This window comes from Fictibacillus sp. WQ 8-8 (genome assembly GCF_024494405.1).
Taxonomy (GTDB): domain Bacteria; phylum Bacillota; class Bacilli; order Bacillales; family Fictibacillaceae; genus Fictibacillus_C; species Fictibacillus_C marinisediminis.
Genome location: NZ_JAMXKG010000005.1, coordinates 195,226 through 211,806 on the forward strand (window position 1 = coordinate 195,226; position 16,581 = coordinate 211,806).

At 43.3% G+C, this 16,581-nt stretch carries 15 protein-coding genes; 1 reads left to right on the plus strand and 14 read right to left on the minus strand.

The genetic code is table 11. The annotated features are described in order from the left end of the window. Positions 1-160 precede the first annotated feature (160 nt). The 7 genes from pnpS to M1K46_RS12935 all read right to left on the minus strand — a co-directional run bounded on the left by pnpS (position 161) and on the right by M1K46_RS12935 (position 7,934). Positions 161-1,900 carry a two-component system histidine kinase PnpS gene (gene pnpS / locus M1K46_RS12905; RefSeq protein ID WP_256226276.1) on the minus strand — a complete coding sequence of 580 codons (1,740 nt, stop codon included), beginning with the start codon at positions 1,898-1,900 and terminating at the stop codon, positions 161-163. Then, positions 1,900-2,610, minus strand: coding sequence for a response regulator transcription factor (locus M1K46_RS12910; protein ID WP_053357594.1), 711 nt, complete (start codon positions 2,608-2,610; stop codon positions 1,900-1,902). Before M1K46_RS12910 ends, pnpS begins: the two co-directional genes overlap by 1 nt. Before the next feature lie 547 nt (positions 2,611-3,157). Further along, positions 3,158-3,634, minus strand: coding sequence for a MaoC family dehydratase (locus M1K46_RS12915; protein WP_091003982.1), 477 nt, complete (start codon positions 3,632-3,634; stop codon positions 3,158-3,160). Between the two features lie 93 nt (positions 3,635-3,727). Beyond that, complete coding sequence (gene mdh, locus M1K46_RS12920) at positions 3,728-4,669, minus strand: malate dehydrogenase (protein ID WP_256226277.1); 942 nt, start codon at positions 4,667-4,669, stop codon at positions 3,728-3,730. Positions 4,670-4,803: 134 nt separating this feature from the next. After that, the gene (icd, locus tag M1K46_RS12925; RefSeq protein WP_062233885.1) at positions 4,804-6,072 is read right to left on the minus strand and encodes an NADP-dependent isocitrate dehydrogenase; all 1,269 of its coding nucleotides are present in this window, start codon (positions 6,070-6,072) and stop codon (positions 4,804-4,806) included. A 98-nt stretch (positions 6,073-6,170) separates the two neighbouring features. After that, positions 6,171-7,286 carry a citrate synthase gene (gene citZ / locus M1K46_RS12930; protein WP_256226278.1) on the minus strand — a complete coding sequence of 372 codons (1,116 nt, stop codon included), beginning with the start codon at positions 7,284-7,286 and terminating at the stop codon, positions 6,171-6,173. Positions 7,287-7,475: 189 nt separating this feature from the next. Further along, positions 7,476-7,934: a DUF441 domain-containing protein gene (locus tag M1K46_RS12935; protein ID WP_062233879.1), complete on the minus strand. Its 459-nt coding sequence runs from the start codon at positions 7,932-7,934 to the stop codon at positions 7,476-7,478. Positions 7,935-7,988: 54 nt separating this feature from the next. Here M1K46_RS12935 and ytvI point away from each other — a divergent pair, with 54 nt between their 5' ends. Next, entirely contained in the window at positions 7,989-9,101 is a 1,113-nt protein-coding gene (ytvI, locus tag M1K46_RS12940; protein ID WP_256226279.1) for a sporulation integral membrane protein YtvI, read from the plus strand. A 226-nt stretch (positions 9,102-9,327) separates the two neighbouring features. Here ytvI and M1K46_RS12945 read toward each other — a convergent pair whose 3' ends face one another. The 7 genes from M1K46_RS12945 to M1K46_RS12975 form a co-directional block, all read right to left on the minus strand. Further along, the gene (locus tag M1K46_RS12945; RefSeq protein WP_053357586.1) at positions 9,328-9,723 is read right to left on the minus strand and encodes an FxsA family protein; all 396 of its coding nucleotides are present in this window, start codon (positions 9,721-9,723) and stop codon (positions 9,328-9,330) included. 106 nt (positions 9,724-9,829) lie between these two features. Beyond that, positions 9,830-11,581, minus strand: coding sequence for a pyruvate kinase (gene pyk / locus M1K46_RS12950; protein WP_256226280.1), 1,752 nt, complete (start codon positions 11,579-11,581; stop codon positions 9,830-9,832). A gap of 49 nt (positions 11,582-11,630) precedes the next feature. Further along, positions 11,631-12,590, minus strand: coding sequence for a 6-phosphofructokinase (gene pfkA / locus M1K46_RS12955; RefSeq protein WP_256226281.1), 960 nt, complete (start codon positions 12,588-12,590; stop codon positions 11,631-11,633). A 116-nt stretch (positions 12,591-12,706) separates the two neighbouring features. After that, on the minus strand, positions 12,707-13,684 hold the full coding sequence (locus M1K46_RS12960) for an acetyl-CoA carboxylase carboxyltransferase subunit alpha (protein WP_053357583.1): 978 nt from the start codon (positions 13,682-13,684) through the stop codon (positions 12,707-12,709). Between the two features lie 2 nt (positions 13,685-13,686). Further along, positions 13,687-14,541 carry an acetyl-CoA carboxylase, carboxyltransferase subunit beta gene (gene accD / locus M1K46_RS12965; RefSeq protein WP_053357582.1) on the minus strand — a complete coding sequence of 285 codons (855 nt, stop codon included), beginning with the start codon at positions 14,539-14,541 and terminating at the stop codon, positions 13,687-13,689. A gap of 30 nt (positions 14,542-14,571) precedes the next feature. Continuing rightward, on the minus strand, positions 14,572-15,201 hold the full coding sequence (locus M1K46_RS12970; protein ID WP_256226282.1) for a FadR/GntR family transcriptional regulator: 630 nt from the start codon (positions 15,199-15,201) through the stop codon (positions 14,572-14,574). A gap of 25 nt (positions 15,202-15,226) precedes the next feature. Next, on the minus strand, positions 15,227-16,465 hold the full coding sequence (locus M1K46_RS12975) for an NAD(P)-dependent malic enzyme (protein ID WP_053357580.1): 1,239 nt from the start codon (positions 16,463-16,465) through the stop codon (positions 15,227-15,229). Between the last annotated feature and the right edge of the window lie 116 nt (positions 16,466-16,581).

The following is a 16,581-nucleotide window of genomic DNA, read 5'->3' on the forward strand; positions in this document are numbered from 1 at the left end:
AAGAAAAGAAAATTGGCCAGCCATCGTCTGTTTGAAGATTAGAACAAAAAAAGAGAGAACCCGTAATGGATTCTCTTAAAGGGGGTACTGAAAAAGGATACTTAAAGCATAACGATAAACTGTTAAGCTGGCACGAATGCAGTGTTAATAGTTTGTAAATTCAATCATTAAATTCTTTTTTGAAAACAAGCGTGAATGTCGAGCCTTCTCCCGGCTTGCTTTTCACATGGATACGGCCCCTGTGGGCTTCTACCAAGTGCTTGACGATCGCAAGGCCAAGCCCCGTACCGCCAGAGTTCCTGCTTCTCGCTTTATCCACTCTGTAGAATCGTTCGAAAATACGCGAGACTTCCTCTTTATGGATACCAATACCGGTGTCGGATACACTGAAGGTTACTTTTTCACTGCTTTCCTTCAGGCGGATCGTAATCCTTCCGCCTTTTGGAGTGTAGTTTAAGCTATTGTTTATAAGGTTGATGAAAACCTGCTTTAATCTCGGTGAATCACCTTCAATCATGGTGTTCCCTTCTGCAGAATACTTGATCGTTATCTCTTTTTCCTGCGCTTTTGTTTCAAGCATGACGATCACTTCTTCTACGATCGTCGACAGGCTGACTTTTTGCAGGTTCAAAGAAAATCCTTGTTCCACCTTAGAGAGATCAAGCAGATCTTGAATGAGGTGCTGCAGCCTGTCGCTCTCATTCCACATGATTGTAAGAAATTTTTTGCGGATTTCCGGATTGCCGTCCGCTCCATCCAGCAGCGTTTCAGCAAAACCTTTCAAAGAAGTGACCGGTGTTTTCAATTCATGGGATACGTTGGCAACAAAATCCTTTCTCATCTGTTCAAGTTTTTTCAATTCCGTAATGTCATGAAAAACGAGAACAATGCCGCGGAGCTTCCCGAGACTGTTGAGGACCGGTGCGCTGTAAACATCAAAGTTCTTTCTCTCAATATGAAAAGGAAGCACGACTTGTTTCCGTATGTTGGTTTCCATAATAAATGTATCTTCAACGATTTCTTTAATTTCTTTATATGGAAAGACTTCATGAAACAAGTGGCTCGTCCAGGAATCGGTGTACTCTTTAAAAATTTCCTTAAAGGCTCGGTTAACAATCGTGATGTAGCCATCAGAATCGATGAGAATGAGACCGCTTCCCATGTTCTCGATCAGTGTCTTCAGACGGTCCTGCTGCGATTCATAGGACTTTGTCATCTTCTCAAGGTTTCTTGCAAGCACATTTAAAGAAAAGTTCAGTTCACCGACATCTCCCTTATATTCATAAGTTCTTGCCTTAAAATTCCCTCTCGCCAGCTCCTTCGCTGTGCTCGTTGCCTCTTCTACTGGTTTAACAATCCGATTCAGCACACGGATTGAGACAAAGAGGATGATGACCAGGCTGATGAGAAAACCAAGAGACATGGCAAGCCAAATGGATCTCTCCGTGCTGTTGGCTGTCTTTTCAGGAATAACTAGCTGGACATACCCTTCAAGTGAACCGGATGTTTGATTTTTAACCGGCAGTGTATAAACGAGACGGTCCATATCTTTCGTTGAAACCAGTGAACTGCCTTTATATTCGTCCAATCCATTTAAAGGCTGATCAGGAACAGCTTCTTTCTCACTTTTTGATTGCGCCAAAACTTTGCCTTTGGGAGATAGATAGAGAAGTTTTCCACCTAAATCTTTTTCAGCCCGATCCAACTGCTTTTCCAAGAGGCCAGTATCCTTATTAACAGCAGCAAGGGAAACAAGCTGGAGCTCACTATGGTAAGATTGCAGACGCTTTTCCTTTACGTTATAGTGCACCAGACCTCCGACAATTAGAGCAAGCAGGATAAAAACAAGCATAATTCCAACCAGGAAAAAAGAGAGTACCCGGTTTTTAAAATCTGGCATTATTGCGGAACCTCAAGCTTATAGCCCATTCCCCTGATGGTTTTAATATAGACCGGTTTTCTTGTATTCTCTTCTATTTTTTCCCGCAGGTGGCTGATATGCACATCAACAATCCTTGTGTCGCCGACAAAATCATAATTCCATACAGCAGACAGAAGCTGTTCCCTGGTGAGTACCCTGTTTTTATTCTTTGAGAGGTACACAAGCAGTTCAAACTCTTTCGGAGTCAATTCAAGTGCTGTCCCTTTATAAAAAGCTTCATAGTTCTCGGGATAAACTTCTACTTCTCCAATCGTCAGCTTTTCCGATTCCTCTGCTTGAGCAGGTTCCTCGATAGCCGCCTGCTTGGTACGCCGAAGGATGGCTTTCACCCGGGCAACCACTTCACGGGGACTAAACGGCTTTGTCATATAATCATCTGCCCCTAATTCTAATCCTAACACCTTATCAAATTCATCGTCTTTTGCAGTCAGCATGAGTATGGGAATAAAAAGCTGCTTTTGTCTCAAGTTTTTACAGACCTCGAGACCATCCATTTCAGGCAGCATAAGATCAAGAACCATTAAATCCGGTTTTTCCATTTCAGCCAATTCAAGGCCCTTTCGTCCATCCATTGCGGTGATCACTTCAAAACCAGCTTGTTCTAAATTAAATTGCAATAATGTTGAGATCGATAATTCGTCCTCGACTACCATGATTTTCTGGCTCATCTTTTCCCACCCTTTTTTAGTTACGTTTCACCTTATTCATTACAATCATACTATTTTTTTCTTCCAAGCACAAAAGGGTCAGATTAAAGATTTCGTAAAGTTTGTAAATTTTTAAAAAGAAAAGCTGAAGCGCCCAAAGACGAAATGTGTTTATATTTCGTCCTTCGAGGACCTAAGATGAAATAAGACTCATATTTCATCATTTAAGACAAAAATAGAATTCAATTTTCATCCTCGGGCGCTAAAGCTAGACACTGCTTCTATGCCAACAAAATCTTATACTTTCCTTCAATAAAAAAGGCTGTTTTCGTAACCTTTGTTGCTCTTAGGAGTAGTTGATTTCCGTTTCAGGATGCTCGCTTTCCGCGGGGCGCGCGGTGAGCCTCCTCGGCGCTTAGCGCCTGTGGGTCTCACCTGTCCCGCTTCTCCCGCAGGAGTCTCCGCACCTTGCACTACAATCAACTTGTCAATGAAGACTCTTTACAAAAATGACCCAAAAGCAACAATCTTTTAGAAAAGAGCCATAAAAAAAGACCGGCTGCCCGGTCTAGAAGTTGTCCAACGTGTTGGAGGTTATGGATTTCGGCTGATATGGAGGGCATATTTCAAGATCCCCTTCCATTACCAGCTCGCTTTTTTCATTTTTCCCCTCAACCCTCATCTTGATGGAATGAGCTTCCTGGTCAATGTCTGTCACCTGAAACAAAAAATGAACTTTGCCGTAATGATAAACAGGTTTTGGAAAAGATAAAGATTGTTTTTTAATGCTGCTTCCTGGTCCAGGTAAATACTTGGACACCGCAGCTGTTACCATGCCAATAAGCATAACCTGCGGAACAATTGGTTTTTTAAATGGCGTCATGGATGCATAATCATGTTGAATGAATAAAGGGTTGTTGTCATTGGTGAGTCCGAGGTACAAAAGCAAATCCTTATCTTCAATCGTTTCGGAAAGTTCGAGTTTTTCCCCTGTTTGGATCTCTTCTATTTTTCTGCCCAGTTTACGCTTTTTTCCTAACAACATACAAGACCACCCCTCATTAAGCCCTAAGTAAACGCTTACATTTGTGAAGTGATAAAAAGATCCGGAAAAACCCGAACCTTTTTACCTAATGATTTATGCTAATACGTTCATTAAGCTTTTCACAGATTCTGCAGAACGGTCTAGCGCTGCTTTTTCATCTGCTGATAATTCAAGCTCAATGATTTCTTCAAGGCCGTTTCCGCCTACGATTGTAGGAACGCCAAGGCAAATTCCATCATAACCGTATTCGCCTTCGAGGTAAGCGATAGTCGGAAGAACACGTCTTTGGTCTTTCAATACCGCTTCTACCATTTCAACCAATGAAGCAGCAGGAGCGTAATAAGCGCTTCCGTTTCCAAGAAGGTTTACGATTTCTCCGCCGCCTTTGCGAGTACGTTCAACAATCGCATCCAAACGTTCTTGTGGAATTAATTTTTCTAATGGAATTCCGCCTGCATAAGAGTAGCGTACGAGCGGCACCATGTCGTCCCCGTGTCCGCCAAGAACAAAACCGGTAATATCTTTTACAGAGAGGTTCAATTCTTGAGAGATGAACGTACGGAAACGAGCAGAATCAAGGATACCGGATTGGCCGATTACACGGCTTTTCGGGAAACCGGATTCTTTAAGAACTGTGTAAGTCATCGCATCAACCGGGTTAGTTAGAACGATGATTACAGTGTTCGGAGAATATTTCACGATTTCCTGTGTAACGCTTTTCATGACTTTTGCATTTGTGTTCACAAGATCATCACGGCTCATACCTGGTTTACGTGCAATTCCTGCAGTGATAACTACTACATCGGAATCTTTTGTATCTTCATAGTTGGAAGTACCAATGATGTTCGCATCGAATCCTTGTACAGGGCTTGCTTCAAGCATGTCCAACGCTTTTCCTTTAGTAGGATTTTCTGCTTGAGGAATGTCAACAAGCACTACATCCCCAAGTTCTTTTTGTGCTGCGATAAATGCTGTTGTTGCTCCTGTAAAACCTGCACCAATGACTGAAATCTTTTTGCGTGTGTTCACTGCCATAAAGAATCCCTCCAAATTATCCTGGTTCTATTTAGAAATGCGCAAGCGCTCCTTTTTTGGTTTGACAAGCGCTGGAGCTAGACTTGACTTCCTTGATTTAAACAGTGGCCCCGGCGAGCCGGGGCCATCTTTTATTACATGTTGCTGATGAGTTCGTCGGCAAACTCAGAACATTTCACTTCTGTAGCGCCGTCCATCAAACGAGCGAAATCATAAGTGACTACTTTGCCGGCAATCGCTTTTTCCATAGCATTTGTAATGAGTTTAGCTGCTTCTTGCCATCCAAGGTGTTCAAGCATTAATACACCTGAAAGGATAACAGAAGAAGGGTTAACTTTATCCAAGCCCGCATATTTAGGAGCTGTACCATGTGTAGCTTCAAAGATCGCATGTCCAGTTTCATAGTTGATGTTTGCTCCAGGAGCAATTCCGATTCCGCCTACTTGTGCAGCAAGTGCATCAGAAATGTAGTCTCCGTTAAGGTTCATTGTCGCTACAACATCGAACTCTGCAGGACGAGTAAGGATCTGTTGAAGGAAGATATCAGCAATAGAATCTTTTACGATAATTTTGCCAGCAGCTTCTGCATCAGCTTGTGCTTTATTCGCAGCATCTTTTCCTTGCTCTTCAACAATACGGTCATATTGAGCCCAAGTGAATACTTTATCGCCGAATTCTTGTTCAGCAAGCTCGTAGCCCCAGTTTTTGAAAGCACCTTCTGTAAATTTCATGATGTTTCCTTTGTGGACAAGTGTTAAGCTCTTGCGTCCTTCGCTGATTGCATACTGAAGGGCAGCACGAACAAGACGTTTTGTCCCTTCAGAAGAAACCGGCTTAATTCCAATACCTGAAGTTTCAGGGAAACGGATTTTCTTTACTCCCATTTCTTCCTGAAGGAAAGAGATAACCTTCTTCACTTCATCAGAACCGCTCGCATATTCAATTCCAGCATAGATATCTTCTGTATTTTCACGGAAGATGACCATGTCTGTGTCTTCCGGACGCTTAACAGGTGAAGGTACACCTTGGAAATAACGAACCGGGCGAAGACAAGTGAATAAGTCCAGCTCCTGGCGAAGCGCCACGTTTAATGAACGGATACCTCCGCCAACCGGCGTTGTAAGAGGTCCTTTAATTGCGATTATGTAATCGCGGATCACATCAAGTGTTTCTGACGGAAGCCATTCACCAGTTTCGTTGAATGCCTTTTCTCCGGCAAGAACTTCTTTCCAGACGATTTTCTTTTCACCGTTGTATGCTTTGTCTACTGCTGCTTCAAGAACACGTGATGCTGCCGCCCAAATATCAGGGCCAGTCCCATCTCCCTCAATAAAAGGAATAATTGGCTGGTTAGGTACGTTTAATACCCCGTTATCTACTGTAATACGCTCTCCATTTGACATGTTGCTCGTCCTCCTATCTAAAATCTCTTACTTTTCTATCCTACTAAAATAACTTTCAAAAGAGAAGAGTAACCCCTCTTCTCTTTTCTTTCTAAGAATTAGCGTTCAGAAAGCGGTGTGTACTTTTGCATGGATGGTCCGGTATAATCTGCACGCGGACGAATCAGACGGTTATTCTCATATTGTTCCAGAATGTGGGCAATCCAGCCGGATACACGGCTCACCGCAAAAATCGGTGTGAAAATATCGTGAGGGATGCCTAGGCTGTGGTATACGCTTGCAGAATAGAAGTCTACATTCGGAAGAAGTTCTTTTTCTTCTTTCAGCAGCTCTTCTAATTTCACAGACATGTTATACCATTTTTCTTCACCTGTTGTTGTTGTCAGCTGTTTGCTCATTTCACGAAGATGTTTCGCGCGAGGGTCCCCGCTCTTATATACACGGTGCCCAAAGCCCATGATCTTTTGTTTGTTATCGATCGCATTTCTTAAGTAGCTTTCCACGTTCTCTTCACTTTTGATTTCGCTGAGCATTTTCATAACTTGCTCGTTTGCTCCTCCGTGAAGAGGTCCTTTTAGGGCACTGATTGCTGCAGTAACACCAGAATACATGTCAGATAATGTAGCGACCGCAACACGTGCTGTAAATGTTGAAGCATTTAGCTCATGGTCCGCATGAAGAACCAAAGCCTTGTTAAACGCTTCCACTGCAACTTCGTCTGGCTCATTGCCAGTAAGCATGTATAGGAAGTTTGCCGCGAGACCGAGATCCTTGCGCGGAGCAACCGGTTCTTTTCCTTCACGGATCCTTGCAAACGCTGTGACAACTGTTGAAATCTGCGCTTGAAGTTTTACCGCTTTTCTGTAATTTCCTTCGGTAGACATATCCTCAGCATCTTCATCATACATTCCAAGCATGGAAACCGCTGTACGAAGAATGGCCATTGGATGTACACCTTTTAAAGGAAGCGATTTCAAATGTTGGATTAAATCATCAGATACAGCGGCTTGCTCAGCAAGCTCTGCTTTGAATTGATCAAGTTCCTTTTCATTAGGAAGTTTTCCATTCCACAATAAATATACTACTTCCTCAAATGTTGCGTGGTCTGCCAAGTCATCAATACTGTACCCTCTGTATGTCAGTACATCATCAATGATTGAGCTGACAGATGAGGTTGTGGCTACTACACCTTCTAATCCTCTTGTTGCTGTCATGGTTATCTCTCCCTTTCTAAATTCTCTTTCTCCTTTAATAGAAAAGCACAAAACCAAAAAACTCTTATAAGTAAGAGCTTACATTTCTAGCATATAAAGAAATGTAGACTATTTAAAGGAATTGGAACATATAAGTCAATTATAAACAATAAACAGGGCTTTGTGAATGGAAATGGCTTTTTTCGTTGTTTACGCACTGAAAAATTCGACAACTTTCATTGCCATATACGCAATTCCTGCCCCGATTAATGGGCCTACAGCAACTCCGTTTAAGAAAGCTACAGCAAGAATGGTGCCGAAAACAAGAGCTGCTGTTATATGCGGATCATCTTGAAGAAGGGTGATCCCTTTTGATGCGATGATGGCTACAAAAATTCCTGAAAGCAAGGCAATCCACGCAAAGGAGGACTTCAAAGCTTCCTGAAGCTGCTTAAATCCGATGTCACCTGTAGCGATCGGAATCAAAACGGCAATCGTGATTATCGTAACGCCCCAATTGATGCCTTTCTGTTGGATCAGCGGAAAGACCTTATCTCCAATGCCTGTAAATTTAAGGACAAGCAGTACAGAGAGAGCAATAATCAGGGACTGATTTTTCGCTATGATTCCAATGGCCAGCAAGATGACCAAAAATAATGTTGACTGCATGATGGGTAGCCCTTCTTTCTATTTTGCTAGTGACCGGGAACGGATGGTGAAGATATGAACAATGAGTATTTGCACCGAATTCTGCGCTTCTTCCTCATAGTATGTTTATTTTCCATTGTCTTACTTGCCTGTTTTTTTCTTTCCAAAGTGACGTACCCTTTTATCCTTGGTGGAATCATCGCCATGTCGATCAATCCATTCGTTAACTTTTTAGAAGAAAAGGGTAAAATGCACCGGGGATTTGCCGTTTTTACAGCTCTTCTGCTTCTTATTGCCGCACTTGCAGGAGCGGTTTTGCTCCTGATGCGAGAAATTTTTTCAGGTTTCGCCTACTTGGCACATATTCTTCCTGATTACAGTAAAACGCTGGTACAATACATGGAAATCTATTTCAAAAATAAAATCCTGCCGCTTTATAATGACATCAACCGCATGTTTAACAATCTCGACAACGGCCACCAGCAGACAATCATGAAAAATATCGATGAAGTCGGAACCCACATTACTACAACAGTCAGCAACCTGGCGCAGGATACCGTCAACCTGATATCTGCTGTTCTTGTCAGTCTTCCAAGCCTTGTTTCTGTGCTCGTATTTTCAATTCTCGCTGCTTTTTTTATTTGCAAAGACTGGTATCGTTTTTCCGGATATCTCCGAAAGATTTCTTCCGATAAGTGGATAGCGAGTACCCGGACCGTCTATATCGAGCTCCGCAAAGCACTGTTTGGTTTTGCGAAAGCTCAATTGACGCTCATATCCATTACAGCCTTTATCGTATTAATCGGCCTATTGCTTCTTCGGATAGAATATGCCATTACGATTGCTTTGTTAATTGGTGCGGTGGACCTGCTGCCCTATTTAGGAACAGGAGCGGTATTCATGCCCTGGATCGCCTATACTTTTGTTTCCGGCAATTACCCGTTAACTGTCGGGCTTTCCGTCCTCTATGGCGTGGTCATCATCCAGCGTCAGCTGACTGAACCAAAAATCCTTTCCTCGACCATAGGGCTCGATCCTCTTGCCACACTCATTGTTCTGTTTGTCGGGTTCCAATGGTTCGGATTCCTCGGCCTTCTGATTGGACCAGCCTTCCTTGTTATCATCCGTGCCCTGCACCAGGCTCAGTTCTTTCATGAAGTGTATTATTTTATTAAAGGGAAGAGCTGAAACGCCTGTTTCGGGTTGGTTGTTTACCATAAACGTGTTTTGGCGGATAAAAGAACGATTTTGGCGGGTGAATTTTTAATGTTGGAGGGTATTTCATTCGTTTCGGCGGGTAAACCTCTCATTTCCGCGCGTATTCAGATGACGCTCCAATTTAAACCTCAGCCAACACCTTGAATAAACTTATTTGTTCAAAAAACAAGAAGAGAGCCTCCGAATGGATGCTCTTTTATCGTTTCCAATAGAAATTATACTGTCCGGACTTAATTTTCCGCTGAAAATAACGCAATAGCTGAACTTTAGCTATTGAACGAGTCGGCGGAAAAAGCAGCAGGAAGCCGAAAATGTCAGAGATGAACCCTGGGGTGAACAAAAATACGCCACCCGCAAGGATACAGATACCGTCAATCAGTACGGTGCCTGGCACCTGGCCGTTTTGCAGCTGGCTCTGTGCATTTCTGAGAGCGTTAAGCCCCTCTCTCTTGGCCAGCCATGCTCCTAAAAGGCCTGTGAAAATGATTAATGCTACGGTAGGAATCGGGCCAATCAGATTCCCTACCCACACCAATATTCCTATTTCAGCGGCGGGTATGATCAGCAGCAATACAAATAAGATCCTGAACATAAAAGTTGCTCCTTTTAGAAAGGTTTCCATTTTGAAAATCAACAATTTGGATTAACAAAGCCTAAGAAAAAAGAGAAGGATGGACTCCTTCTCTTTTTATTATAAATTATAGAACGTTTTTATGCCCGTCGTAGATATCGCCTTTAGAAGCGTCAACTGTAATTTCCTGTCCGTCTTTTAGAAGCTTTGTAGCGTCTTGAAGGCCGACAATAACTGGTTTGCCCAGGCTGATGCCGACTACTGCTGCATGGCTGGTCAAACCGCCTTCTTCAGTAATGATCGCCGCAGCTTTTTCTATTGCTGGCATCATTTCACGGTCTGTTCCGATGGTTACCAGGATGTCGCCTTCGTTAACGTTTGAAGCTTCTTCTGCATTTCGTGCAATAACAACCTTACCAGTTGCAGATTTCTGTCCGATGCCTTGTCCCTTAGCAAGTACATCACCGATAACGTGAACTTTCATAAGGTTGGTTGAACCTGTTTTGCCTACAGGAACTCCAGCCGTAATTACGACTATGTTTCCATGTGCAACCAGGTTGCTTTCAAGTGAAGAATCGATTGCAATCTGGAACATTTCATCCGTAGTATTGGCTTTCTTCCCTTTAACAGGGTGTACTCCCCATACGAGTGATAGCTTTCTCATTACATCTTCATGGCTTGTCACCGCGATAAGAGGTGCCTTAGGGCGGTATTTAGAGATCATGCGTGCTGTCATTCCGCGTTCAGTCGCAGTGATCACCGCATCTGCTTCAAGATTTAAAGCTGTAAAGGAAACCGATTGAGAAATGGCATCGGTGATCGTTGTTTTGCTTTCCTTGCTGCGCTGAGATAGGATGTTTCGATAATCTAATGCAGATTCTGCACGTTTAGCAATCTTATGCATCGTTTGAACCGCTTCAACAGGATACGTTCCTGCAGCTGTTTCACCAGAAAGCATGATCGCATCTGTACCGTCAAAGATTGCATTAGCCACATCACTTGCTTCTGCACGTGTCGGACGAGGGTTACGCTGCATGGAATCAAGCATTTGGGTTGCTGTGATGACAGGTTTCCCTAGTTCATTACATTTTTTGATCAGCATTTTTTGTACAAGAGGCACTTCCTCAGCAGGAATCTCCACGCCTAAGTCACCGCGGGCAACCATCAAGCCGTCAGATACTGCCAGAATCTCATCAATATTTTCGACACCTTCTTGGTTTTCGATCTTAGGGATGATTTGAATGCTTTGTGCATTGTTTTTTTCAAGGATCTCACGGATCTCTAGAACATCTGTTGCACGGCGTACAAAGGAAGCAGCGATGAAATCAATTCCCTGCTCGATACCAAACTCAATGTCCTTAGCGTCCTTTTCTGTAATACCCGGAAGCTTCACGCTTACGTTTGGAACGTTTACGCCTTTTTTATTTTTTAAAGTTCCGCTGTTCAAAATCTTTGTCGTGATTTCTTTGGAACCAACGTGTGTAACTTCAAGCTCAATCAAGCCATCGTCAAGCAGGATTTTAGAGCCGACATGAACATCATCAACAAGTCCCGGGTAGGTTACAGAAATCTTCTGGCTTGTCCCCATTACTTCTTCCATAGAAATAACAAGCTCTTCACCTGACTGAAGTTCCGCAACTCCGCCTTCAAGTGTTTGTGTACGGATTTCCGGGCCTTTTGTATCTAAAAGAATCGCAACAGTCTTACCAAGCTTGGCAGACGCTTCTCTAATATTTTTGATACGCGCCCCATGTTCTTCAAAATCTCCGTGGGAAAAGTTTAGACGAGCTACATTCATACCTGTTTCAATGAGCTGTGTTAACTTCTCCACACTTTCACTTGCAGGTCCGATCGTACAGACTATTTTTGTTTTACGCATGGGTCTTCCTCCTGTATTTTGCACTTCATAAAACATGCATTTAGTTAAATTAGATAGATAGTTCTTGAGACAGACGATACATGCCTTGGTCGATCTGGTGTTTGCTTGCCAATACTTCTGTAATGTCATGATCTACCAAAACATTTTTTTGCACACCAACTGTTCGCCCGGCTTTGCCTTCGAGCAGCAATTCAACAGCTCTGGCGCCCAGACGGCTTGCAAGCACGCGGTCAAATGCCGTAGGAGATCCTCCGCGCTGGATGTGCCCCAACACCGTAACCCGTGTCTCAAGGTTTGTTTTTTCTTCGATCTGCTTGCCGATCTCAACGCCGCTGCACACACCTTCAGCCACAATGATAATACTGTGCTTCTTGCCACGTTCAATTCCAAGTTTCAATCGATTGATAATCTGTTCCATTTCATGCTTTTCTTCAGGTATAAGAATGGATTCTGCGCCATCGGCAAGACCAGCCCATAAAGCAAGGTCCCCCGCGTCACGCCCCATAACTTCAATAACATAGGTTCTGTCATGAGAAGTTGCAGTATCACGAATTTTATCAATCGCTTCAATGATCGTGTTTAAAGCAGTATCAAATCCAATGGTAAAGTCGGTGCCCGGAATATCGTTGTCAATCGTACCAGGAAGTCCAATCGTAGGAAAACCATGTTCAGTGAGTTTCTTCGCCCCTTGGAACGATCCGTCTCCGCCGATCACGACAAGGCCTTCAATACCATATTTTTTTAGCTGTTCAATCCCTTTAGCTTGTCCTTCATGTGTTTTGAACTCTTCACATCGTGCGGTACGAAGCATCGTGCCTCCTCTGTGAATGATATCCCCAACAGAACCAACCTCAAGTTTTGTAATGTTACCAGCGATTAATCCTGCATAACCATTGTATATGCCATAAACTTCAAGATCATGAAAAATCCCCTTACGAACTACAGCACGAATGGCAGCGTTCATACCTGGTGAATCTCCTCCACTTGTAAGAACCCCAATTCGCTTCATCTAATTTCCACCTCTCAAGTATTCTCATCTTATTAAAATATCATGTTCAAAACTTCAGCACAATAGACAACAAAAGACAAAAAATGCGCTCTCTCACTAGGGAGAGAGCACATTCCTTATTTCATCGCAATGGAACCGTTTACAAACGTAAATTGTCCCATTTTTTTGTATTTTTCATATCGCTGTTCAACAAGCTCTTCTTCTGACATTTTTTGGAGGTCGGAGAGTGATTGCTGTAAAACAGCATCGATACGCCTTGCCTGTTCAGCGGAATCATGATGGGCGCCGCCTTTAACTTCTTCGATCACTTCGTCGATTACACCAAGTTTCTTTAGATCAGGAGCTGTAATTTTCATAGACTCTGCAGCCAATTTTGCTTTTGTAGAATCTTTCCAAAGGATTGAAGCGGCTCCTTCAGGAGAAATAACGGAGTACCAGGAGTTTTCCAGCATATGAACATGATTCCCTACTCCAAGGGCTAAGGCCCCGCCGCTGGCTCCTTCACCGATGATGATGCAGATGATCGGTACAGTAAGCCCTGCCATCTCTATAAGGTTCCTTGCGATCGCTTCGCTCTGTCCTCTTTCTTCAGCTGACTTCCCGGGAAATGCTCCTTTCGTATCAAGAAGGCAAATGACCGGGCGGGAAAACTTTTCAGCCTGTTTCATCAATCGAAGAGCTTTGCGGTAACCTTCCGGATGCGGCATCCCAAAGTTTCTTCTGATGTTTTCTTTCGTATCTCTTCCGCGCTGCTGTCCGATCACCGTTACCGGCTGGCCATGGAACATTCCGATACCGCCGACAATGGCTTCATCTTCACCAAACAGACGGTCCCCATGAAGCTCAATAAAGTCTGTAAACAGGGAAGGGATGTAGTCTAGTGTTGTTGGACGCTCAGGATGGCGGGCAACTAGTACACGGTCCCATGGAGTCATATTCTCATACGTATCATTTTGAAGAGCGCTCAGCCTCTCTTCCAAAGAGCTGATTTCATCAGTTAAATCGATGCCTTTTTCCTGCATGAATGACTTTAACTCAGCGATTTTCTTTTTAAGCTCTGTGATAGGACGTTCGAATTCTAATTCTCCGACCATGTCTATTCCCCCCTTCCTGAATGGATTTTTAATACTGTAGTCAATGTATCTTTCATTTCGTCTCTTGGAATAACTTTATCGAGCTGTCCATGCTTAAGCAAGAACTCTGATGTCTGGAAATCTTCTGGCAAATCTTCGCGAATGGTCTGTTCGATGACCCTGCGGCCGGCAAAACCGATCAATGCCTTAGGCTCTGCAAAATTATAATCTCCAACCGATGCAAAGCTTGCGGAAACGCCGCCGGTAGTCGGATGCGTCATGACCGATATAAATAACAGTCCCCGGTCGCTCAGCTTTTTAAGTGCCACACTTGTTTTGGCCATCTGCATTAAGCTAAGAATTCCTTCCTGCATCCTGGCTCCTCCGGAGGCAGTGAAAATGAGAAATGGAATCTCTTTTTCAATGGCTTGTTCGATCGCTCGTGTAATTTTTTCTCCAACGACCGATCCCATGCTGCCCATCCTGAAGCGTGAATCCATGACAGCGATAACGGCCGGATAGCTGTTAATCGTGCCGTCACCTGTAACAACAGCTTCGTTTATCTTTGTTTTTTTTCTGTCACTGTCTAATTTTTCAAGATAACCCGGAAATTCAAGCGGGTTTACTGAGACCATATCCTGATCGTATTCTGTAAAGCTGCCTTCATCTACAAGGCTTCCAATTCTCTCATAAGAGGACATCGGATAATGATAGTTGCAGGATTGGCATACGAGCAGATTCTTTTTCAGTTCTTTTGTGTACATAATGTGTTTGCATTCAGGACACATGGTCATGAGTCCCTCAGGCACATCCTGTTTCATTTTTTCGGTTGGAATTGTGGCATATTTCTTCTTCTTGGCGAAAAAATCCTTTAACAAAATAACACCACCTATACTATAAACTTAATGTCACAATTCACTAGACATTAGCTGAATGACTTTCTTGCTGTCCCCGTTTATTAAATGCTCCACAATCTGTGAGCATTCCCCTGAGTCAAGAAGAAATGAATTCCCATGCAGCGATGAACCATAACCGGACAATTCAATCCAGAGCCTGTAAAGCAAATGATTATCGCATAATTTAATCACAGTATCCTTAAATTGATAAGAAAGCAGCTGAAGTTGATCGGGATGATCCACTTCGTTTATTTGGTGAAGCAAATCATTCAGGCTTTCAACATCTGCATCATTGATTCGTTGTACAGCAAGTTCTATACAATCACGGATGATAATCGATTTTGTTTCTAAGAGATCCTGCTTCGCTTTTTTGTCGTGCAAAATAAACGAAGCAAGAACCTCTACAAGCCGGTGGCCTGTAGCGGGCTTTATGAACGTGCCCTCTCCCCTTCTCGTTTCAATCAGTCCAAGAAGCTCCAGAGACCTTAAAGCTTCTCTTACGGAAGACCGTCCAACATGCAGACGGTCTGTGAGTTCACGTTCTGACGGCAGCTTGTCACCGGCCTGAAGGTTATCTTCTTCAATAATCGTTTTAATCTTCTTTATGATCTCAACATAGACTTTTTCAGATGTGCCTGACAACTGTCCAGCCTCCCCTGAGAACCTTTTATTCTTTTCCAATCAATGAAAGCTGCATCGTTTTTTCAGCAATTTTCTCAGGATCTACTTTAATCCGTGCAACTCCTGTTTCCATAGCTGCTTTGGCAACGGCTGCTGCAACAGCAGGCGCAACACGCGGATCGAATGGAGCCGGAATCACATAGTCCGGATTTAATTCACTTTCGGCAACAAGATTAGCAATCGCGTTAACTGCGGCAATCTTCATTTCTTCGTTTATGTGCGTTGCTCTTACGTCAAGAGCACCCCGGAAAATCCCTGGAAAGGCTAGCACGTTATTAACCTGGTTAGGAAAATCGGAACGACCTGTACCAATGACCATCGCGCCTGCTGCTCTGGCGTTCTGCGGCATAATTTCCGGATTCGGATTAGCCATCGCAAAAATGATCGGGTTCTCATTCATGGAACGGATCATCTCTTCAGTCAGTGCTCCCTCAACGGATACTCCGACGAATAGATCGGTTCCGTCAATAACCTCTTTAAGTGAACCTTCTTTTTTGGAACGATTAGTAAACTTGGCCACTTCGCTTTTTACACTGTTCATTCCAAAAGGACGGCCTTCGTAGATCGCACCTTTAGTATCACACATCACGATGTCTTTTACACCGAAACGGTCCAGCAGCTTAATGATAGCGATACCTGCAGCTCCGGCGCCGTTAACGACAACTTTAATCTCTGACATCGAACGATTAGAGAGTTTAAGAGCGTTAACGAGACCTGCCAATGTAACGATCGCTGTACCATGCTGATCATCATGGAAGATCGGAATATTGGTCTCTTTTTTCAGACGTTCTTCCACAAGAAAGCAGTTAGGGGCCGCGATATCTTCCAGGTTTACACCGCCGAATGTAGGCTCAAGAAGCTTTACGGTCTCAACAATTTTATCCACATCTGTTGTGTTCAGACAAATCGGAAACGCATCTACGCCCGCAAAGCTTTTGAAAAGAACTGCTTTTCCTTCCATGACCGGCAATGCTGCTTCCGGACCGATATTTCCCAGTCCGAGAACAGCTGTACCATCAGAAACTACAGCAACAGTATTGCCCTTCATCGTATATTCATAGACCTTGGACTTGTCATCATAGATATCTTTGCATGGCTCTGCCACTCCCGGAGAGTAAGCAAGACTCAAATCCTTTGCATTTCTGACAGGAACTTTAGGAGTAGATTCCAGCTTTCCTTTGTTCACTCTGTGCATATGCAGGGCTTCTTCTCGTAAAATAGACATCATTTCATCTCCTAATTTTATTAAGTTAAGTAATATCAAATGGTTTGGTGAAGCAATGTCCTTAATTGGCAATGTGTGCTTATATCCATCATAAAACAATCTAATTGGTGGTCAGA

Excerpts from the sequence above, each read along its gene's own strand:
- pnpS (WP_256226276.1), bottom strand. The coding sequence starts at position 1,900 with ATGCCAGATTTTAAAAACCGGGTACTCTCTTTTTTCCTGGTTGGAATT.
- citZ (WP_256226278.1), bottom strand. The coding sequence starts at position 7,286 with ATGACAGCAACAAGAGGATTAGAAGGTGTAGTAGCCACAACCTCATCT.
- ytvI (WP_256226279.1), top strand. The coding sequence starts at position 7,989 with ATGAACAATGAGTATTTGCACCGAATTCTGCGCTTCTTCCTCATAGTA.
- M1K46_RS12945 (WP_053357586.1), bottom strand. The coding sequence starts at position 9,723 with ATGTTCAGGATCTTATTTGTATTGCTGCTGATCATACCCGCCGCTGAA.
- mdh (WP_256226277.1), bottom strand. The coding sequence starts at position 4,669 with ATGGCAGTGAACACACGCAAAAAGATTTCAGTCATTGGTGCAGGTTTT.
- M1K46_RS12960 (WP_053357583.1), bottom strand. The coding sequence starts at position 13,684 with ATGGTCGGAGAATTAGAATTCGAACGTCCTATCACAGAGCTTAAAAAG.
- M1K46_RS12975 (WP_053357580.1), bottom strand. The coding sequence starts at position 16,465 with ATGTCTATTTTACGAGAAGAAGCCCTGCATATGCACAGAGTGAACAAA.
- M1K46_RS12935 (WP_062233879.1), bottom strand. The coding sequence starts at position 7,934 with ATGCAGTCAACATTATTTTTGGTCATCTTGCTGGCCATTGGAATCATA.
- pyk (WP_256226280.1), bottom strand. The coding sequence starts at position 11,581 with ATGCGTAAAACAAAAATAGTCTGTACGATCGGACCTGCAAGTGAAAGT.
- pfkA (WP_256226281.1), bottom strand. The coding sequence starts at position 12,590 with ATGAAGCGAATTGGGGTTCTTACAAGTGGAGGAGATTCACCAGGTATG.
- M1K46_RS12915 (WP_091003982.1), bottom strand. The coding sequence starts at position 3,634 with ATGTTGTTAGGAAAAAAGCGTAAACTGGGCAGAAAAATAGAAGAGATC.
- M1K46_RS12910 (WP_053357594.1), bottom strand. The coding sequence starts at position 2,610 with ATGAGCCAGAAAATCATGGTAGTCGAGGACGAATTATCGATCTCAACA.
- icd (WP_062233885.1), bottom strand. The coding sequence starts at position 6,072 with ATGTCAAATGGAGAGCGTATTACAGTAGATAACGGGGTATTAAACGTA.